The sequence below is a fragment of the Caballeronia grimmiae genome (assembly GCF_000698555.1).
Taxonomy (GTDB): domain Bacteria; phylum Pseudomonadota; class Gammaproteobacteria; order Burkholderiales; family Burkholderiaceae; genus Caballeronia; species Caballeronia grimmiae.
In genome coordinates this window covers 16,358-36,736 of sequence record NZ_JFHE01000021.1, presented here as the reverse complement: position 1 = coordinate 36,736, position 20,379 = coordinate 16,358, and the positions used below count along the sequence as shown (strand labels likewise).

The 20,379-nt window shown below is 63.5% G+C and carries 16 protein-coding genes and 3 tRNA genes; 13 read left to right on the top strand and 6 right to left on the bottom strand.

All coding sequences use genetic code 11. The annotated features are described in order from the left end of the window. Positions 1-48 precede the first annotated feature (48 nt). The gene (gene ompR, locus BG57_RS19835; RefSeq protein ID WP_008349770.1) at positions 49-774 is read right to left on the bottom strand and encodes an osmolarity response regulator transcription factor OmpR; all 726 of its coding nucleotides are present in this window, start codon (positions 772-774) and stop codon (positions 49-51) included. A 240-nt stretch (positions 775-1,014) separates the two neighbouring features. Between ompR and BG57_RS19830 the strand changes: the two genes are divergently transcribed. Together BG57_RS19830 and BG57_RS19825 are read left to right on the top strand one after the other, a co-directional pair. Continuing rightward, complete coding sequence (locus BG57_RS19830; protein WP_035967421.1) at positions 1,015-1,401, top strand: hypothetical protein; 387 nt, start codon at positions 1,015-1,017, stop codon at positions 1,399-1,401. A gap of 20 nt (positions 1,402-1,421) precedes the next feature. Beyond that, the gene (locus tag BG57_RS19825) at positions 1,422-2,420 is read left to right on the top strand and encodes a DUF1501 domain-containing protein (protein WP_035967420.1); all 999 of its coding nucleotides are present in this window, start codon (positions 1,422-1,424) and stop codon (positions 2,418-2,420) included. A gap of 3 nt (positions 2,421-2,423) precedes the next feature. Here BG57_RS19825 and BG57_RS19820 read toward each other — a convergent pair whose 3' ends face one another. Next, positions 2,424-3,260, bottom strand: coding sequence for a squalene/phytoene synthase family protein (locus BG57_RS19820; RefSeq protein ID WP_035967419.1), 837 nt, complete (start codon positions 3,258-3,260; stop codon positions 2,424-2,426). 202 nt (positions 3,261-3,462) lie between these two features. On the opposite strand from BG57_RS19820, the gene BG57_RS19815 reads away from it, so the two are divergent. After that, positions 3,463-3,849, top strand: a complete 387-nt coding sequence (locus BG57_RS19815) for a DUF5594 family protein (protein ID WP_035967418.1) — start codon at positions 3,463-3,465, stop codon at positions 3,847-3,849. Between the two features lie 56 nt (positions 3,850-3,905). Here BG57_RS19815 and BG57_RS19810 read toward each other — a convergent pair. Continuing rightward, positions 3,906-3,992, bottom strand: a tRNA-Leu gene (locus BG57_RS19810). Between the two features lie 249 nt (positions 3,993-4,241). Between BG57_RS19810 and BG57_RS19805 the strand changes: the two genes are divergently transcribed. The 3 genes from BG57_RS19805 to BG57_RS19795 all read left to right on the top strand — a co-directional run bounded on the left by BG57_RS19805 (position 4,242) and on the right by BG57_RS19795 (position 8,656). Further along, positions 4,242-4,709 (top strand): DUF2946 family protein, encoded by a 468-nt coding sequence (locus BG57_RS19805; RefSeq protein ID WP_035967416.1) that lies wholly within the window; start codon positions 4,242-4,244, stop codon positions 4,707-4,709. 90 nt (positions 4,710-4,799) lie between these two features. Further along, entirely contained in the window at positions 4,800-7,172 is a 2,373-nt protein-coding gene (locus BG57_RS19800) for a TonB-dependent receptor (protein ID WP_035967413.1), read from the top strand. Between the two features lie 41 nt (positions 7,173-7,213). Then, positions 7,214-8,656: a PepSY-associated TM helix domain-containing protein gene (locus BG57_RS19795; RefSeq protein ID WP_035967409.1), complete on the top strand. Its 1,443-nt coding sequence runs from the start codon at positions 7,214-7,216 to the stop codon at positions 8,654-8,656. A 21-nt stretch (positions 8,657-8,677) separates the two neighbouring features. On the opposite strand, the gene BG57_RS19790 is transcribed toward BG57_RS19795, so the two are convergent. Continuing rightward, positions 8,678-9,832, bottom strand: coding sequence for a glycerate kinase (locus BG57_RS19790; RefSeq protein WP_035967408.1), 1,155 nt, complete (start codon positions 9,830-9,832; stop codon positions 8,678-8,680). 509 nt (positions 9,833-10,341) lie between these two features. Here BG57_RS19790 and tig point away from each other — a divergent pair. From tig to BG57_RS19755, 7 genes are all read left to right on the top strand, one after another. Further along, complete coding sequence (gene tig, locus BG57_RS19785; RefSeq protein ID WP_035967406.1) at positions 10,342-11,688, top strand: trigger factor; 1,347 nt, start codon at positions 10,342-10,344, stop codon at positions 11,686-11,688. Between the two features lie 138 nt (positions 11,689-11,826). Further along, positions 11,827-12,480, top strand: coding sequence for an ATP-dependent Clp endopeptidase proteolytic subunit ClpP (gene clpP, locus BG57_RS19780; RefSeq protein ID WP_014191278.1), 654 nt, complete (start codon positions 11,827-11,829; stop codon positions 12,478-12,480). Between the two features lie 170 nt (positions 12,481-12,650). Continuing rightward, on the top strand, positions 12,651-13,922 hold the full coding sequence (gene clpX, locus BG57_RS19775; protein WP_035967405.1) for an ATP-dependent Clp protease ATP-binding subunit ClpX: 1,272 nt from the start codon (positions 12,651-12,653) through the stop codon (positions 13,920-13,922). Positions 13,923-14,109: 187 nt separating this feature from the next. Further along, positions 14,110-16,533 (top strand): endopeptidase La, encoded by a 2,424-nt coding sequence (lon, locus tag BG57_RS19770; RefSeq protein WP_035967403.1) that lies wholly within the window; start codon positions 14,110-14,112, stop codon positions 16,531-16,533. 219 nt (positions 16,534-16,752) lie between these two features. Further along, positions 16,753-16,828 (top strand) — tRNA-Val (locus tag BG57_RS19765). A 35-nt stretch (positions 16,829-16,863) separates the two neighbouring features. Beyond that, a tRNA-Asp gene (locus BG57_RS19760) sits at positions 16,864-16,940 on the top strand. A gap of 242 nt (positions 16,941-17,182) precedes the next feature. Next, a complete protein-coding gene (locus BG57_RS19755) occupies positions 17,183-19,105 on the top strand; it encodes a SurA N-terminal domain-containing protein (protein ID WP_035967401.1) in 1,923 nt (640 codons plus the stop codon). A gap of 114 nt (positions 19,106-19,219) precedes the next feature. Here BG57_RS19755 and BG57_RS19750 read toward each other — a convergent pair whose 3' ends face one another. Both BG57_RS19750 and BG57_RS19745 read right to left on the bottom strand, forming a co-directional pair. Then, on the bottom strand, positions 19,220-19,561 hold the full coding sequence (locus BG57_RS19750; RefSeq protein WP_035967400.1) for a hypothetical protein: 342 nt from the start codon (positions 19,559-19,561) through the stop codon (positions 19,220-19,222). A 129-nt stretch (positions 19,562-19,690) separates the two neighbouring features. Next, on the bottom strand, positions 19,691-20,344 hold the full coding sequence (locus BG57_RS19745; RefSeq protein WP_371875835.1) for an arylesterase: 654 nt from the start codon (positions 20,342-20,344) through the stop codon (positions 19,691-19,693). Between the last annotated feature and the right edge of the window lie 35 nt (positions 20,345-20,379).

Here is a 20,379-nt window from a genome sequence, read left to right as displayed (position 1 = left end):
GTGAAGAAGATGAAGCGTATCGGACTCGCTTGAAGAGCGTGTGCAGGCTCAAGCCGCGCCGTCGGGAATGAAGACGTAACCGAGACCCCACACCGTCTGGATGAAGCGCGGGCTGCTCGGATCCGGCTCGATCAGCTTGCGCAGACGCGAGATCTGCACATCGAGGCTGCGGTCGAACACTTCGTATTCCCGGCCGCGTGCAAGCTCCATCAGCTTTTCACGCGAAAGCGGCTGGCGCGGATGACGCGCGAACACCTTCAGCACCGAAAATTCGCCGGTGGTCAGCGGAATTTCCTGGCCGTTCTTCGTGAGCGTGCGCGTGGCGAGATTCAGCGCGAATTCACCGAACTCGAACACTTCCGTGGTTTCCGACGGCGCGCCCGGCAGTTCGGACGGCGTCTGGCGACGCAGCACCGCATGAATGCGCGCAACGAGTTCGCGCGGATTGAACGGCTTCGGCAGATAGTCGTCGGCGCCCATTTCGAGGCCGACGATGCGATCCACGTCTTCACCCTTTGCGGTGAGCATGATGATCGGCGTGCGATCGTTGCTGCCGCGCAGACGACGGCAGATGGAAAGGCCGTCTTCGCCGGGCAGCATCAGGTCGAGCACCAGCAAGTCGAAGCGCTCGCGCACCCACAGCTTGTTCATCGACGGCGCGTTTTCGGCGACGTACACGTTGAAGCCCTGTTCGCCGAGATAGCGCCGCAGAAGATCACGCAGGCGAGGATCGTCATCGACTACGAGGATTTTTGAAGGGTTCTTGGTTTCCATGGAGGCATCTTAGCGCGTTTGTTCAAACGCCGAGTTTGTAACAAAAGCGAGTGTAACAGTTAGTTACAAAATTTACGGAGCCCGTGGCACGCCTCTTATCATCCGTGCGTACACTGCTTTACCTTGGCCCGCCATTCGGTAGATACTCCATTACACCTATGCGTCGCGCGGCGTGTCGCGCCTGTGCGAAAGCGTGAAAAGAATGAGGCTGTCCGGTTGTCGAGCAACGAAGGGAACAACATGAAGGGAGCGCGGCAGCGCGGACCTGTGCGCAGCAGGCGCATTTCCAGTAAGACGCTACTCGCAAGTGCGCTCTATGCCGCGCTGAGCGCGCCGCATGCCTATGCGCAACCTTCGACTTCCACCGGTTTCACGGGCGCGTTCAACCGCACCGTTCTTACACAGGATAGCCGCTCGGACGGCAAAATCGTCCGCGCGCAGCAGCGCAGCGGCAAAGGTTCGGGCAAGCGCGATCGCGACAGCAAGTCGGCCGTGCTGCAACCCGTGCAGCAGGTCGACGATACTCCGCCCGCGCGTCCGCCGCGGCACACCGTCATGACCGCCGACGAGCGCCGGCTCTTGCGCCAGCACATCGAAGAGGCCGTGCGCGATCTTTATAAACGCTGAACTGACCCAGGGCGAACGCGATGAACCGACGTGAATTCCTGTCGATCGCGGGCGCGCTGGCGGCAGGGCCGATGCCGGCGGCAGCCGCGCTGACGACAGCGCGTCCGGACGGTCCAGTCAAGGCGCTGATTTTCGTCGATTTCAACGGCGGCAACGACGGTCTCAACACGGTCATTCCCATCGCGGACGAGCGTTATCGCGCGCTCCGGCCGACACTGCACATTCCGCGCGACAAGGCGTTGCGTATCGACGAGCGAACCGGGCTTCATCCGTCGCTGCGTCCGTTGATGCCCGCGTGGAATGCCGGCGAATGGGGGATCGTGCAGGGAGTCGGCTATGCGCAGCCGAGCCGCTCGCACTACCGCTCGCAGCAGATATGGAACACGGCGTCGGACGCGGGCGATTATCGTCGGGAAGGCTGGCTCGCGCGGTCGGTTGCATCGCAAATGCATACGTTCGGCACCGCGGAGGCCGGGCCGTTTCCGGCTGGCGTCAACATGCCGCAGATGAACTTGCCTTTCGATATGCGTTCGTTCGCCGCATCCTGCGAGGCGGCTGTGCGTGTGGTTCGCGCCAGCCGTGCGCAGCGCGGCGTCACTGTGATTCGCCTCGCGCTGAACGGCTTCGATACGCACGAGCATCAGGCGGCGCGCCATGCATCGCTGCTCGCGCAGTTCGCCGATGGCGTCGCCTCGCTGCGTCAGGCATTGACCGCGAGCGGTGACTGGCGCCGCACGCTCGTGATGACTCGTTCGGAGTTCGGACGATCGGCGCACGAAAACGAGGCTCGTGGCACCGAGCACGGCGCAGCCGCGCCGCACTTCGTGCTGGGCGGCGCGGTTCGCGGCGGGCTGTTCGGCGACGCGCCGAACCTCGAACAGCTCGACGCGGACGGCGGCGTGCAGGCGTCCATCGACTTTCGACGGTTTTGCGCGACGGCGCTCGACGCGTGCTGGAGCGTCGCGTCGGCGCCGGTCATCGGGCAGTCGTTCGAACCGCTGCCTTTTGTGCGCGCGTAGCGGCTATCGCGTACGCCAGGTAATCCACAGTTTGCGGATCGGCGTGAGGGAGATGCGCTGATGCAGCACCTGAAAGCCTTCCCGTTCGATCTCATCGAAGCGCGCCAGCGCAAGCGCGGCCTGCGCGCGCAATACGCGTTGCGACGAGCGCTCGGCGGGTGGTATCGCGGCGAGCGCCTCGTGCAGTGAACGGCGGGCGCGTTCGGTCTGGAAGCGCATCAGGTCGGAAAACGCGTCGCTGTACTTGCGATTGATGATGTCCGCCGCCGTCACGTTGAAACGCTGCAACTCGTCGATGGGTACGTAGATGCGCCCGTTGCGCGCGTCGTCACCGATATCCTGCACGCGCTCGGCGAGCAACAGTGCAGCGCCGAGCGGCGCGGCCCATGAGGCGGCCTGCTCGGGATCGCGCGCCGTGGCGCTCGCGACGGCCGTGCCGAACGCGCCGCCGGTCTGATCCAGATAACGCCGCAGCCCGGGCCAGTCGAGATAGCGCGCCTGATCGAGGTCCATGCCGAAGCCATCGACGAGCATCGGCAGCGATGCGCGCACCGCTCGATCGAGCGCGCTGCCGGGCGGGCAGTGCGCCCGCAGCGCTTTGGTGACCGGATGCGTCGGCTCGCCGGCGTCGAGCTTGCCGAGTTCGGCTTGCCACCAGGCGTGCTTGGTGCGGCCGATGGTAGGGTCGCTGGTTTCTTTCACCGTCTCTTCCAGTTCCCGATAGAGCGCGTACAGCGCGGTCACGAGCGGCTGGCGCGCGACGGGCGCGCGGCGCAGCGCGTAGTACGCACTGGAGCCTTCGGGGGCGGCTTTTTTCTGGCAGTAGTCGTCGAAGTTCACGAAGGGGACTTGTGGGGTGTGCGATGGATGCGAAACGGCGGCCATTTTATCCGCCCGGGCGATGCAGCGCAGCCTGAGCGATCCAGACCACACTGGCCGCGCGATTGCACCGAGCCGATGTGCGCCGGCCCACTGACGGCGGTCATCGCCCGCGCAACACTGCGCAAAACACGCGAGAAGCGCGAACCTATCGGAGACGGCGATGCCCCTGAGCAAGACGGAGAACAAGCAGTTCGGCGACAAGTGCGTGCCGTTCCTGGTGAGAAGCGTGGCGAAGGACTTCGGCTTCGACTTTCGCGTGTGTCCGCGGCAGATGAGCGTATCGCCGACGCTCGGGCTGCACATCACGGCTGCGCGCCGTGCCGACGCGAAGCTGTCGTATCCGCTGAACGTGTTCGTACACTGGGAGCAGTCGAGCGTGCGTCGGTTTCTTTCGCATGTCGACAGGCCGATTGCCGCCGCGCAGGCGAGCGAGCGGGTCGCGGAGGAAATCAGGAAGCGGATCGGGCAGACGGGCGTCGACTTCGCGGGGCGATCGCAAGCGAAAGGCGAAGTGATGATGGTCGAGGTAGGCGATATCGTGCTGTAGCGCGCGACGCCGGGCCGGAAATGAAAAAACCCCTTCGGCGATCAAAGGGGTTCGTATGGTGCGAGGAGGGGGACTCGAACCCCCACACCATTGCTGGCGTCAGGACCTAAACCTGGTGCGTCTACCAATTTCGCCATCCTCGCAGCACGGGGGCTGTGCAACCGCCGTGTCCGGCACCGGTCCACTGTGCCAAGCCGCGCATTCTAACGCATTCGTCAGGCGATGTCTGCCAAATTGCATCGCACGCGGGCATCGGCTGCGCGGCGCATGGTCCGTACGCGAAGGACGAATGGCAGTCGATATCCGCCATGCGCGCCTGGCGATTGCGGCCCGGCAGCCCTCTGCCTAGAATCACGTCATTCTCGCCTTTCGCATCCTTCCTCTTCCTGCTCATGACCCGCAACGCGCGCAATCGCTTCGTCGCATGGCTCGGCATTGCCGCCATGTGGCTGGCTATTGTCGCGCCGGTCATCAGCCAGAGCATCGCCGCTCGCAATGCCGCGCTCGATACCGAAGCCGCCGCGTTCTGCACCGTCGATACGCTCCCCAGCGTCTTCTCGACCGCCGACGAGCACGCTCACCACCACGCAGACGCGGATGCCGACGACGATGCAGACGCAGACGCCGACGAACCCGCAGCCCACGCGTCTCACGCGGGCGCCGGCGAACACGCTGGCCACTTAGATGCCTGCTCGTATTGCGGACTGCTCGCGCATCATTTGCCGGTGGTTTTTGCGGCTTCGCATGCCGTCGCATCGATGGAGCGCGTCGCGCGCGTCGCGCCGGTCGTGCCGATCCGCATCGTCACGACGAAGTCTTTCAACGCCGCTTCACCGCGCGCGCCTCCCGTCCTTTCTTGAAGCCGTCTCCCGTCCGATCGCGTAGTCGTTCGCCCGGCGCATGAGCGCGCGGGCGACGCGGTCGCTCGCCAGCTCATTCAGGAATCCACGATGTTCACGCTCCTCAAGCGAGCGCGCCGGCATTCGCGCCGTCGCGCCGTCACGCCATGGCGCGCGGCTTTGCCGTTGTCGCTCCTGGCGCATGCGGCCTGGTCCGCTACGCCCGCCGCCGCCACGGCTACAGCCACCGCCGCCAATTCGCCCGAAGCCGAACCCGAAACCACGCTTGCGCCCGTCGTCGTGACGGCGCAGTCATCGTCGGCAGTACGCTCTCCGCTCGATCCGAACCTGCCCGCCAGCGTCAACACGGTGACCGCCGACCAGTTCCAGTACTGGAACGTCACGACGCCCGAAGACGTGCTGAAGTACGCGCCGAACATGGCCGTGCGCAAGCGTTTCATCGGCGATCCGAACGCGACCATCTCCGTGCGCGGCACGAGCAACGCGCAAACGGCGCGCGGCCTCGTGTACGCGGACGGCTTGCTGCTCAGCAATTTCCTCGGCAATACGTGGTCGTTCGCGCCGCGCTGGTCGATGGTTTTCGCCGACGACATCGCCCGCACCGACGTCATCTACGGGCCGTACTCGGCGCTTTATCCCGGCAACTCGATCGGCGCGACCGTCGCCATCACCACCCGCATGCCGACGCAGTTCGAAGCCGACGCGAAAGTGCAGGCGTTCACGCAACACTTCGATCTGTTCGGCATCAACCGCAGCTTCAACGGCACGAACACGACGGGTAAAGTAGGCGACCGCATCGGCAGATTCTCGTTCCTGATCGGCTTCGATCATCTGGAGAACACCGGCCAGCCGCTCCAGTTCGCGACCTTCGCGCAATCGCGCACGCCCGCCACCGCCGCCGATACGCCCGTCACCGGCGCGCGCTTCTACAACGACCAGTTCAACGCGCGCACAGCGGTTGTCGGCACGACGGCCGAAGGCATCGAGCGAACGTTTCAGGACCAGTTGCGCGTGAAGCTCGCCTACGACCTGACGAACACGCTGCAGGCCGGCTTCACGCTCGGCTACTGGCATCAGAAGTACAACAGCGACACTACAACCTTCCTGCGCGATGCCGCCGGCAATCCGGTCTATAGCGGCCGCGTGAACATCGACGGCTTCGAATACAACCTGCCCGTCGCCGCGTTCGCGCCGAGCATGGGGTCGAGCGAAAACTTCCTCTACGGCTTGTCGCTGCGCACGCACAACGATACGGGCTGGAACGCGGAAGCCGTCGCTTCGTACTTCGACATCACGCAGAGCATCGCGCGCACGGCGAATTCCGGCGTGCCCGGCGACGGCCCCGGCACGCTCACGGATGGTTCCGGCTCGGGATGGAAGTCGCTCGACCTGCGCACGAGCTGGACACCGTCGGCAAGCTCGGGACTGGCCGCGCACGCCGTATCGTTCGGCTATCACTACGACAACTATTTTCTCGACAACGTGACGTCGAACACGGCCGCGTGGCGCGATGGCCGGGGCGTGTCCTTCGCCAATGCGTTCGCCGGCCGCACGCGCACGCAAGCCCTGTACGCACAGGACGCGTGGCGGTTCCTGCCGCGCTGGGCGTTCACCTATGGCGTGCGTTACGAGAACTGGAATGCCTACGACGGCTCGCGCGCGCTCGGCGCCACGTCGCTCGCTTATGGCGATGTCAGCCAGAGCCACTGGTCGCCAAAAGCATCGCTGTCGTTCGACGCGACCAACGATCTGACGCTGCGGGCATCCATCGGGCGCGCGTATCGGTTTCCGACCGTCGGCGAGTTGTTCCAGGGGCAAATCAACGGCGTGTCGATCATCAACAGCAATCCGAACCTTCAGCCGGAGAACGATCTTTCGAAGGAACTCACCGCCGAATGGACGCATGGCAACGGCCTCTACCGCTTCACGCTCTTTCAGGATGACGTAAAGAACACGATCCTGAGCCAGACGAACACGACCGTCATTCCGAACGTCACGAACTTCCAGAACATCGGCAAGGTGCGGTCGCGCGGAGCCGAAGCGAGCTACGAAGGGCAGGACGTGTTGCTGCGCGGCCTCGATCTCGCCGCGAACGTGGCGTACACGCAGTCGAAGATCATCGAGAACAGCACTAACCCGGCGTCGGTCGGCAAGTATTTCTATCGCATTCCGTTGTGGCGCGTGAACGCCGTGGCGACGTATCGCGCGACCGCGAACATGGCGGGCACGCTCGCGCTGCGCTACTCGGGCCGCCAGTACAACACGCTCACCAACACCGACGTCAATCCGAATACCTATGGCGGCACGAGCACGTATGCCGTCGTCGATGCGAAGCTGACCTACAAGCCGACCAAGACGACGCAACTGGGCGTGGGCGTCGACAACCTGTTCGATCGACGCTACTACGTCTTTCATCCCTATCCGGGCCGCACGTTCTACGTGGAAGGGCGCATCGGCATCTGAAGCCGGTTTGTTCTCAACTCAAACATTCGACAGGACACGTCATGCACGCACCTCAATCCACACTCGCCGAACCGGATAGCGACGTCATCGCCGAGCGCCGCACGCTCTGGCGCTGGCACTTTTATGCGGGACTCTTCGTGATGCCGCTGCTGATCGTGCTGGCGATCACCGGCACGCTGTATTGCTTCCAGCCGCAAATCGAGCCGATGTTGTATCGCGACCGGATGATCGTCGCCGATACCCGCGCTCCGCGTTTTTCGCAGGATGCGCTGCTCGCAAAGGCGATCGCCGCCGAGCCGCGCGATGCAGTGGCGACGCTCGCGCAGATCGAGACCGATCCCACACGCAGCGCCGAGTTCGTGTTCCGGCTGCCGTCGGGCGAAAGCGAGAGCGTCTACGTCAATCCGTACGACGGCGCGGTGCTCGGAACGCTGAGCGTCGAGCACCGGTTGATGAGGCAGATTCGCAACCTGCATCGCGGGCTGATGCTCGGCAAGACCGGCGAACTGCTCATGGAACTGGCCGGCTGCTGGACGCTCGTGATGATCGGCACGGGCGTCGCGCTGTGGTGGCCGTGGGGCAGCGCGGGCCGCCGTGCGGCTGGCGTGTGGCTACCGCGCTTGTCGCTTAACGGGCGCGCGTGGTGGCGCGACCTGCACGCGGTGGGCGGCGTGTGGCTCGCTATCGGCGCGCTGTTCTTCGTGTTGAGCGGCCTGCCGTGGTCCAACTCGTGGGGCAAGCAGTTCAAGGCGCTGGCGACATCGGCATCCCTCGGCTATCCGAAAGGCGCGTGGGGCGAGGCGCACGTGCATTCGACCGCGCCCGGCAAGGCGTCACCCGAAGGCGGCGAACATGCGATGCACGGCATGGCGATGAAGATGGACGATTTGCCGCTGCACCAGACGCCGTGGGCCGTGGGCGCGACTGTGGTACCGGATAGCGCGGGCCACGCGGCTGCGTCGCGTGTGCCGCTCGACGACGTGGTCGCGCTGGCGGCGAAGCACGGTATCGCCGATGACTACGGCATCGCGTTGCCGTCCTCTCCGACCGGCGTGTACACGGTGTCGTACTTCCCCGCCGATCCGCAAGCGGAGCGCACGTTGCACGTCGATCAATACACCGGCCGCGTGCTGTCCGATATCTCGTATCAGAGCTACGGAGCGATCGCGCAAGTCATCTCGTACGGCACGTCGCTGCACATGGGACGCTACTTCGGGATGGCCAATCAGATCATCTGTTCCGCGATTTCGCTCGGACTGGCGGCGCTTTCGGTGACGGGCTTCGTGATGTGGCTCAAGCGCCGTCCGACGCGCACGCTCGGCGCGCCGTCGCGTCCGGCCAAGCGCCCGCCGATGCGCGCGTGGCGCGGCGGGCTGGCGCTCGTGGGCGTCGTGTTTCCGCTGATGGGTGCGACGATGCTTGCCGTATGGTGTTTGGATCGACTGGCGTTCGGACGTCGATCCGGGGCGCAGGCGCGAGCCTGACGCGCCGCGCTCCCGCGATGCTCAGACCGCGCCGAATCGCAAGCGTGTGAGCTGTTCGGCTTCGTTCGCCAGCAAGCGGGCGGCGTCGCGGATCGCGACATCGAGGGTGATCGGACCCGGCGCGGGCGAGAAGCATCCGCTGAAAAACTCCGACAGACGCGGCAGCGCCGCCGAATCGACGGCGCCCGACAGCAGCGACGCCGTCACGCCCGCCGCCCGCGCATGCTTGCAGGCGATGAAAGGCGCCTTGCCGTGCAGCGTCTGCACGTCCGAGCGGCCTTCGCCGGTGATGAGCCAGTTCGCGCCGGCGAGGGCATCGTCCAGGCCGATCTCGCGCGCCACGACTTCCGCGCCGGTTTCGAAGCGCGCGCCGAGCATGTGCAGCGCAAAACCGAGCCCGCCGGCCGCGCCCGCGCCCGGTTCGTTGCGCTTGACGACGCCCATCGCCGGTTCGAGCCGATCCGCGAAATGGGCGAGGGCGGCGTCGATCGCCGCGATCTGCTCGGGCGTCACGCCTTTCTGCGGGCCGAACACGGCGGTCGCGCCATGCTCGCCGGTGAGCGGGTTATCGACATCGGACATGCCGACGAACTCCGCTTCTTTCACGCGCGGATCCAGCCCCGTTGCATCGACACGCGCGATTTTCGCGAGCGACGACGGCGTCGGCGGCAATTCCTGACCGTCCGCATCGAAGAGCTTAAGCCCGAGGCCGACGAGCAGGCCCGCGCCGCCATCGTTCGTGCTGCTGCCGCCGAGCGCGACGAAGAACCGGCGCGCGCCCGAGTCGAGCAGGGCGCGGATCGCCTCGCCCATGCCGAGCGTGCTGCGCTCCGTGACCGGCACGGCCATGCCGTCGGGGTCCGTGATGCCGACCACTTCCGCCGTTTCGATGATCGCGCTGCCATCGGCAAGCAGACCCGTCGCCGCATCGCGCCGGGCGGACGCCGCGCCGCGCACGTTCAGGAGACGCCGCTCGCCGCCGGCGGCGAGCATCGCGTCGAGCGTGCCTTCGCCGCCGTCGGCCATCGGCCGAATGCGGATTTCCGCGTCCGGCCGCGCCCGCCTGATGCCTTCCGCGATGGCGTTCGCGACGCCTTCGGCTGAGAGCGATCCCTTGAACGAATCCGGAGCGATGACGACGACGGGAGCGGGCGCGGCTGGCGTGACGTTAGGCATGGTGTCTCGATGTTCTGATAGTAAAAGGTCGCTGAAGAGTCGATTGAAATGCTGCGGGCACGCCCCATTTATGCTGTTGTGGCATGCCTGTGATTCGCCGCGGCAATGCATGCCGCTTTCGCGAGCGGATTGCGCGGCCAAGCTTATCAGCGCGCTGCGCGCAGCAAAATAGCCGTGGCCTCATAGCGGGCATTGTGCGTCGGCCCGGCTTGCCGCGAAAACGCGGATTTACGCGAAAAGTCGGCCTTAAAACGGCCGAAAGCGCCTGAAACTCAGCATGGCCGTTCCCGCAGGCAAAGGCGGTTTGATTTGTTTGCTAGAATGGCTGGCTCTGTTGGCTGACTCGCTCGGCGACGGTCCGGGCGTTTTCTGAATGGCGCGTTTTTTCGCGCTCCGCGAACGTCGGCCGTTGAAGAGAAGAGCGCCGGCGGCCCTCCACGGACCCGCGCCTTTAGAACCGCGGAAGAACCGAACACCGAACATCGAATTACTCTAGGACGATTGAAGCCATGGCTAACGTAGTTGAAAACCTCGGCAAGCTCGAACGCCGCCTGACCATTTCCCTGCCGAAAGACTCGATTCAGAAGGAAGTGGAGTCGCGCATCCGCCAGCTGGCCAAGAACGTGCGCATGCCGGGTTTCCGCCCGGGCAAGGTGCCGCTCAAGATGGTCACGCAGCAGTACGCCGGCCAGGTCGAGGCCGAAGTGCTGAGCGACAAGGTCGGCAAGGAGTTCTTCGATGTCACGCGCGCCGAGAACCTGCGCGTCGCGGGCCAGCCGAGCTTTGCGCCGAAGGGCGAAGCGGCTGAAGATGCCTACGCATTCGACGCGACCTTCGAGGTCTATCCGGAAGTCAAGCTGGGCGACGTCGCGACCGCTGAAATCGAGCGCACCGTGACGACCATCTCCGAAGCGGAAGTCGACCGCACGCTCGAAATCCTGCGCAAGCAGCGTGTTCATTTCCACGCACGCGGCGAAGGCGGCGAGCACGGCGACGGCGGCACGGACACGGCAGCCAAGGACGGCGACCGCATCACGCTGGACTTCGTCGGCAAGCTGGATGGCGTCGAATTCGAAGGCGGCAGCGCACAGGACTTCGCGTTCGTGCTCGGCGAAGGCCGCATGCTGCCGGAGTTCGAACAAGCTGCGACGGGCCTGAAGGTCGGCGAATCGCGCGAATTCGACCTCAAGTTCCCGGACGACTATCACGGCAAGGACGTCGCCGGCAAGACGGCGCAGTTCACGATCACCGTGAAGAAGATCGAATGGCCGCATCTGCCGGAAGTCGACGCGGACTTCGCGAAGTCGCTCGGCATCGAAGACGGCGATCTCACGAAGATGCGCGCCGAAATCAAGGACAACCTGGAGCGTGAAGCCAAGCGCCGCACGCAGCAGATCGTGAAGAACCAGGTCATGGACGCGCTGCTCAAGATTTCCGAGCTGGACGTGCCGAAGGCGCTCGTCGAGCAGGATCAGCAGCGTCTGGTCGAAATGGCGCGTCAGGACCTGCAGCAACGCGGCGTGCCGAACGCAGCGGATGCGCCGATTCCGGCCGAAATGTTCGCCGAGCAGGCAGAGCGCCGCGTGAAGCTGGGCCTGGTTCTCGCCGAACTGGTGAAAGTCAACGATTTGCAGGCAAAGCCGGAGCAGATCCGCGCTGAAGTCGACGAGTTCGCGAAAAGCTACGAAGACCCGAAGGAAGTCGTCCGCTGGTATTATTCGAACCAGCAGCGCCTCGCCGAAATGGAAGCGTACGTCGTGGAAAGCAACGTCGTCGAATTCGTGCTCGGCAAGGCCAAGGTGACCGACAAGGAAGTCAGCTTCGAAGAACTGTCCAGCGCAACGGCGCAGGCCTGACGCGAACGGCCAAGGGGCGTGCGGTGTCGTCGATGGCGGCCCGCACGCCTTTTTTGCATTAAAGTTCGAGCGTGCCCATGCCGTTTGAATGGCTGTCTCTTCGTCGTTCAGTATCCCTATTCCGAACAAGGAAATTGCATGACCTTTCGCGCTGAATTGCTCGACACGTTGGCGTCCCATGCTCCACGGGACTTCGAAGCCCAGGCGCTCGGCCTCGTTCCGATGGTCGTGGAGACGAGCGGCCGTGGCGAGCGTGCCTATGACATCTACTCGCGCCTGCTCAAAGAGCGCGTGGTTTTCCTGGTTGGCGAAGTCAACGACCAGTCGGCGAATCTCGTCGTCGCGCAGCTGCTGTTTCTCGAGAGCGAGAATCCCGACAAGGACATCAGCCTGTACATCAACAGCCCGGGCGGCTCGGTCTCGGCCGGCATGGCCATCTACGACACGATGCAGTTCGTGAAGCCGGACGTTTCCACGCTGTGCATGGGCCTTGCTGCGAGCATGGGCGCGTTCCTGCTGGCGTCGGGTGCGAAGGGCAAGCGCGTGGCGCTGCCCAATGCCCGCGTGATGATCCACCAGCCGCTCGGCGGCGCACGCGGCCAGGCATCCGATATCGAAATTCAGGCGCGGGAAATTCTGTACCTGAAGGAACGTCTCAATCAGCTGCTGTCGCATCACACGGGTCAGCCGGTCGAGCGCATTGCGCGCGACACGGATCGCGACAACTTCATGTCCGGCGACGACGCGCAAGCCTACGGCATCGTCGACCAGGTGCTGCACAAGCGTCCCTGAAGGCGTCCGGAGCGGCGCTGCATCGGGCCTGCCAATCAAGGCCGGTCGAACTCGGACGACGGATGCGGCGCAACGCCAAAACGCCCTTCGGCCGGGCCGCGCGGGGTAATCTGCGTGCCCGGATCGATGGGCGTATCATGTAACAAGAGTGTCCGGAGGCTTACACATCTATGGCGGACAAGAAAGGTTCCAGCAGCGAAAAGCTGCTGTATTGCTCGTTTTGCGGAAAGAGTCAGCATGAGGTGAAAAAACTCATCGCTGGCCCGTCGGTATTCATCTGCGATGAATGTATCGACCTGTGCAACGAGATCATTCGCGACGAGGCGGCCGGCGCGGCGGAAGAGGCCGGGCTGACCAGGTCCGACCTGCCGAGCCCGCAGGAAATCAGCGATATCCTCAATCAGTACGTGATCGGCCAGGAACGCGCGAAGAAGATTCTCGCGGTGGCCGTGTACAACCATTACAAGCGGCTCAAGCATCTCGACAAGAAGGACGACATCGAGCTGTCGAAGAGCAACATCCTGCTGATCGGGCCGACCGGCTCCGGCAAGACGCTGCTCGCGCAGACGCTCGCGCGCATGCTGAACGTGCCGTTCGTCATCGCGGACGCCACCACGCTTACCGAAGCGGGGTATGTCGGCGAGGACGTCGAGAACATCATTCAGAAGCTGCTGCAGAACTGCAACTACGAAGTCGACAAGGCGCAGCGCGGCATCGTCTATATCGATGAAATCGACAAGATCAGCCGCAAGTCGGACAACCCGTCCATCACGCGCGACGTGTCGGGCGAGGGCGTGCAGCAGGCGCTTCTGAAGCTGGTCGAAGGCACGATGGCGTCGGTGCCGCCGCAAGGCGGACGCAAGCATCCGAATCAGGATTTCATCCAGGTCGATACGACCAACATCCTGTTCATCTGCGGCGGCGCATTCGACGGGCTCGAGAAGGTCATCACGGATCGCACCGAGAAAACCGGGATCGGTTTCGGCGCGAGCGTGAAGAGCAAGCAGGATCGCGACGCCGGCGAAGTGCTGCGCGAAGTCGAGCCGGAAGATCTGATCAAGTTCGGCCTGATTCCGGAACTGATCGGCCGTCTGCCCGTCGTGGCCACGCTCGGCAAGCTGGATGAAGCCGCGCTCGTCAAGATCCTGATCGAGCCGAAGAACGCGCTGGTGAAGCAGTATCACAAGCTCTTCGCAATGGAGCGCGTGGAACTGGAGATTCGCCCGGCTGCGCTGCAGGCCATCGCGCAAAAGGCGATTCGCCGCAAGACCGGCGCGCGCGGACTGCGTTCGATTCTGGAACAGGCGTTGCTCGACGTGATGTACGAGTTGCCGACGATGAAGGGCGTGTCGAAGGTCATCGTCGATGACAACACCATCGACGGCGACGGCAAGCCGCTGCTGATTTATGAAGACGCACCCAAAGTAGCAGGGTCGAATTAATTCGGGCTGTGTGTCGGCGAAAGGCCGTTCATGGCAACGTGAACGGCCTTTGTTTATTTTTTCGGTTTATCTTGTGGACGTTTGCTGACGATCTTGGACTACCGACTTTTCACTTCCGATAAAGGCTTGCAATAGCTCTTAACGGCCTTACTTACGAACGAACCGATTCCATTCATGGGGAAATGAAATGTCAGGAACCCAACTCCTCCCGCAGGAACGCATTACGCTGCCGCTGCTCCCGCTGCGCGACGTAGTCGTATTCCCGCACATGGTAATTCCGCTCTTCGTTGGGCGGCCCAAGTCGATCAAGGCGCTCGAAGCCGCTATGGAAGGCGGCAAGCACATCATGCTCGTCGCCCAGAAAACCGCGGCGAAAGACGAGCCGACCGAAAAGGACATGTACGAAGTAGGGTGTGTCGCCAACATCTTGCAAATGCTGAAGCTGCCGGACGGCACGGTGAAGGTGCTCGTCGAAGGCTTGCAGCGCGCGAAGACGCTTTCCATCGAAGAACAGGAAACGCAGTTTTCCTGCGATGTGATGCCGCTCGAACCGGACCACGCGGATAGCGCCGAGACCGAAGCGCTGCGCCGCGCGATCGTCTCGCAGTTCGATCAGTACGTGAAGCTGAACAAGAAGATTCCTCCGGAGATCCTGACGTCGCTGTCGGGTATCGACGAAGCGGGTCGTCTGGCTGACACCATCGCAGCGCATCTGCCGCTCAAGCTCGACCAGAAGCAGCACATTCTCGAGATGTTCCCGGTCATCGAGCGTCTGGAGCATCTGCTCGCGCAGCTGGAAGCCGAAATCGACATTCTGCAGGTCGAAAAGCGCATCCGCGGGCGCGTGAAACGCCAGATGGAGAAGAGCCAGCGCGAGTACTACCTGAACGAGCAGGTCAAGGCCATTCAGAAGGAACTGGGCGAAGGCGAAGAGGGCGCGGATCTCGAGGAACTCGAGAAGCGCATCACCGCCGCGCGCATGCCCAAGGAAGCCAAGAAGAAGGCCGACGCCGAACTGAAGAAGCTGAAGCTGATGTCGCCGATGTCCGCGGAAGCGACCGTCGTGCGCAACTATATCGACACGCTGATCGGCTTGCCGTGGCGCAAGAAGAGCAAGGTCAACAACGACCTGTCGAACGCCGAGCGCGTGCTCGATGAAGACCACTTCGGTCTCGAGAAGGTCAAGGAACGCATTCTCGAGTATCTCGCGGTCCAGCAACGCGTCGAGAAGGTGAAGGCGCCGATTCTGTGCCTCGTCGGGCCTCCGGGCGTCGGCAAGACCTCGCTCGGGCAGTCGATCGCCCGCGCGACGAATCGCAAGTTCGTGCGCATGGCGCTCGGCGGCGTGCACGACGAGTCCGAGATTCGCGGTCACCGTCGCACGTATATCGGTTCCATGCCCGGCAAGATTTTGCAGAGCCTGGCCAAGGTCGGCGTGCGCAATCCGCTCTTCCTGCTCGACGAAGTCGACAAGATGGGCATGGATTTCCGCGGCGATCCGGCATCGGCGCTGCTCGAAGTGCTGGATCCGGAACAGAACCATACGTTCGCGGATCACTACATCGAAGTGGACTTCGACCTGTCGGACGTGATGTTCGTGGCGACGTCGAACTCGCTGAATATTCCGCCGCCGCTGCTCGACCGGATGGAAGTCATTCGCCTCTCGGGTTACACCGAGGACGAGAAGGTCAGCATCGCGCAGCGCTATCTGCTGCCGAAGCAAAAGCGCAACAACGGCCTGAAGGAAGGCGAGATCGACGTCACGGAACAAGCCATCCGCGACATCATTCGCTACTACACGCGTGAAGCGGGCGTTCGTTCGCTCGAGCGTGAAGTGTCGAAGATCTGCCGCAAGGTCGTGAAGATGCTGCTGCTGAAGAAGGCGGAAGGCGCGGTGAAGGTCGACGGCTCGAATCTCGATACCTTCCTCGGCGTGCGCAAGTACGACTTCGGTCTCGCCGCGAAGGAAAATCAGATCGGCCAGGTAACGGGTCTCGCGTGGACGGAAGTCGGCGGCGATCTGCTGACGATCGAAGCGGCGGTGATGCCCGGCAAGGGCGGCGTGATCCGTACCGGTTCGCTCGGCGACGTGATGAAGGAATCCGTCGAAGCCGCGCGCTCGGTGGTGCGTTCGCGTTCGCGCCGTCTTGGCATCACGGATGAGTCTTTCGAGAAGAAGGACATTCACATCCACGTGCCGGAAGGCGCGACGCCGAAGGACGGTCCGTCCGCCGGTATCGCGATGACCACGGCGCTGGTGTCGGTGCTGACGGGCATTCCGGTTCGCGCGGATGTCGCGATGACGGGCGAAATCACGCTGCGCGGTGAAGTGCTGCCGATCGGCGGGTTGAAGGAGAAGCTGCTGGCGGCGCATCGCGGCGGCATCAAGCTCGTGCTGATCCCCGAGGAAAACACGAAGGATCTGGCCGACATTCCCGACAACGTGAAGAACGCCATCGAGATCGTGCCGGTGCGGTGGATCGACCGCGTGCTCGAACTGGCGCTGGAACGTCTGCCGGAGGCGCTGCCTGAAGAGGAAGCGAAGGCGGCGCCGGTCGCTGCGGAAACGCAGAAAGACCAGCCCGCATCGGGCGACGTCGTGAAGCACTGAGGCATCGCGTCGAAGCGCTGTTATAAGAACCCGCGGGCATTTGTCCGCGGGTTTTTTATTGGCGCTTCATTTGATGCCCATGATGGCGAACAAAGCGGCAGAATTTCCCCATTCTTCACTGGCAAACGCCAGAACAATGCGCTAGACTAGCGGACTCGCTGGATACGGAACTTCTAACCGGGCCGTACAAGCGGGCGCGAGCCGAAAGAATGGCGGAACGGGTGCTTAGCTCAGTTGGTAGAGCGGCGCCCTTACAAGGCGTAGGTCGGGAGTTCGAGCCTCTCAGCACCCACCAGTTTCCCGTTCTTCGTTTCGTGGCGCATCGAATTAGGAGCGGTAGTTCAGTTGGTTAGAATACCGGCCTGTCACGCCGGGGGTCGCGGGTTCGAGTCCCGTCCGCTCCGCCAAGTTAATCGAAAGTCCCGCAAGCTTCGCCGCTTGCGGGATTTTTGTTTTGCGCGCGCATAGTTAAACGTCCTAACGGCCTGGTGCGCGCATCGGCCGATGCATTTCGTTGTCGCCAACCGGCTGCAAGTGACTGATAACAACGCCTCGCGACCGTCCTCGGGTGCGAATCATCCCCGCCTTTCGCCTTTTCCCGTCCCACTGTTGTAATATCGGGCGTTTTGTCTAACACGCAGCGCTAAGCATGCTCCAATTCTTCCGCAGTCACCAGCGCCTGGCGATGGCCTTGCTGATGCTCTTCATCTTGCCCGGTCTGGGCATCGTGGGGATTCAGGGCTTCAACAGCTTCTTCGACGAAAACGCGTACGTCGCCAGCGTGAACGGTCACAAGATCACGCGCGCCGAATACGATAGCGCGTTCAGGCAGCAGGTCGAACGCGCCCGCTCGATGCTGGGCGCGCAGTTCGACGCCAAGATGTTCGATACGCCCGAGACGCGCAGCGCAATGGTCGATAGCCTCGTGCAACAGCGCACGCTGTCGGACGAGACGCAGCGCTTGCATCTGACCGCATCGGACGACGCGGTGCGCCGTGCGCTGCTGGCCGATCCCGGCATTGCGTCGCTGCGCAAGCCGGACGGCACCATCGACGTCGAGCGATACAAGCAGTTGCTCGCGATGCAGGGCATGACGCCCGCGCAGTACGACGAACGCATGCGCTACACGATCGCCAATGAGCAGATTCCGGCCAGCATTCAGCAAACGTCGTTCACGTCGAAGGCGCTCGCTCAGAACCTGACCGAACTCGCCGAGCAGCGCCGCGCCGTGCAGGGCCTGCTGCTGCGCACCGCCGACTTCGCCGCGAAGGTCCAGCCGACCGACGCGCAGTTGCACGCTTATTACGACGCCCATCGCAATGATTTCGCGACGTCGGAGACGGCCACGATTCAATATCTCGTGCTGTCGCCGTCGACGCTCGCGGCTGCATCGAAGCCGAGCGACGCCGATCTCAAGAAGTACTACGACGACAATATCCAGCGCTATCGCACCGAAGGCGAGGTCCGCGCGAGCCATATTCTCGTGAATGCGCCGAAGGACGCGAGCGCAGCCGACAAGGCGAAAGCGAAACAGAAGGCCGAGTCGCTGCTTGCGCAGGTGAAGGCGCATCCGGATCAGTTCGCGCAAGTCGCGCAGAAAGATTCGGAGGACCCGGGCTCGGCGAGCAAGGGCGGCGATCTGGGCTACTTCACGCGCGGGCAGATCGCGGGCGGCAAGGCTTTCGACGACGCTGCGTTCAGCCTGAAGAAGGGCGAGGTGAGCAACATCGTCGAATCGGACTTCGGTTATCACATCATCCAGGCGACGGACGTGAAGCCTGCCGCGACCAAGCCCTTCGATGAAGTAAAGGATGCGATCGCGAAGGACTACGCCGCGCAAGAAGGATCGAACGCATTCACCGCAGCCGCGACGGGACTGAACGACATCGTCTATGAAAAGGCCAAGTCGCTTCAACCGGCGGCGGACAAGTACAAGCTGACGATCCAGACCGCGACGGTCACGCCGAAGCCGAACCCGCAACTGCCGCAGGACAACCCGCTCAACAATGCGAAGTTCCTCGCCGCCGTGTTCGCGCCGGATTCAGTGAAGGAACACAACAATACGCAGGCCATCGACGTCGGCAACAGCACGCTGATCGCAGCGCGCGTGACCGACTACAAGGCGTCTACCGTTCCCGCATTCGACGCGGTGAAGGACGCGGTGCGCGGCAAGGTCGTGGCCGACATGGCGAGCGCGCAGGCACGCAAGCAAGGCGAGGCGAAGCTCGCGGAACTGCAGAAGTCGAAGTCGACCGAAGGCTTTACATCGGCGATCACGGTATCGCGCAACGATGCACAAGGTCTGCCGCCCGCGGCCCTCGGCGCCGTCTTCAAGGCCGATGCCTCGAAGCTGCCCGCGTACGTGGGCGTCGATCTGGGCGCGGACGGCTATGCGATCTATCGCGTGAACGGCATCGAGAAGGGCGCGCCGGTCGCGGCGGACCGTCTGGCCGGCGCCCAGCAGCAGATCGCGCAGCGCTACGCCGAAGCCGAGATGACCGCGTATATGGACTCGCTCAAGGCACGTTCGAACGTCAAGCTGAGCCACGCGCCGGCGCCGTCGTCGAACTAAGGCGCAGCGGCATCAGCGAAGGCTGAAACAAGAAGCCCCGCTTCCGGAAGGAAGCGGGGCTTTTTTATCGGCGTCACCGGGATCGCACGCCGGTGACGCGTCACATTGGCGCGCTTACAGGCAAGCCTGAATGTCGCCGGTCGTGTCGCTGCCGGCCGCACCCGCTGCGCGGAAGCCGACCCACGAGCCCGGACCCGACCACGACGGACGCACCACGGCTGCTGCGCCGTTCGGCGGCTGCTGGCCCGGAACGAACACGTCGAGCGCCTGGTCATTGGCGAGCGTGTCTTGCGAGATGACCTGCTGCTGCGATTTCTGCGCCCATTTCTCGGCGACGCATTGCGCAACCGCCTTCGGCGCCTTCTGGCTCGTGCCGACTTGTTGCACGCCTGCAGGCGGCTGTGCGGCGCAAGCCGAGATCGCAACGGTCAATGCGAGCAGGGAGAAATATTTCACGTGACCTCCTTGTTGATTCGCTCCGTACTGAGCGGTGATATTAGAGTGAGTGACGCGAAAGTCTCAGAGTACTGAATCGTGGCCGTCTTTTTCGCGCTTGGTCGAAGGGCTGGCGCGGCTGGCATCCGGTTACTGCGACGCGCCCGCGGCCAGCAACGGTTTCAACGTTGGCCAGACGTTGTTCAATAGCAAAGGCTGGGCCTGAACGGTGGGGTGAATCTGGTCGGACTGGAACATCGACGGCTTGTCCTCGATGCCCGCGAGCAGAAACGGCACGAGCGATACCTTCTTGTCTTTCGCGATGCGCTCGTACACCGCATGGAACTTCTGCGAATAGTCGGGGCCGTAATTGGGCGGAACGTACATGCCGACGAGCAGCACCTTCGCATGGGCGGCCAACGAGGCATCGACGATGCCGCGCAGGTTCGCCTCGGTGGTCGCGAGGGGCACGCCGCGCAACGCATCGTTCGCGCCGAGCTCGACGATCACCACAGCCGGCTTGATGCGCGTGAGCACCGCGGTCAGCCTCGCGCGTCCACCGCTCGTGGTGTCGCCGCTGATGCTCGAATTGGCGACGCTATAATCGAAGCGCTCTTTCGCCAGCCGCTCCCGCAGCAGATTGACCCAGCCGGTATCGCGCGGCAGGCCGTATTCCGCCGACAGGCTATCGCCCAGCACCACGATCGCGGGCTTTGTCGGCGGCGCTTGGGCGGCCTGGGCTTCCGCAGCGTTCACGCTCGACGATGCGGCCGCCGCGAACATCGCGCTCGCGACAGCGGCCATGACGAAACCACGCGCGCTCCAGTTATTTTTCAAGG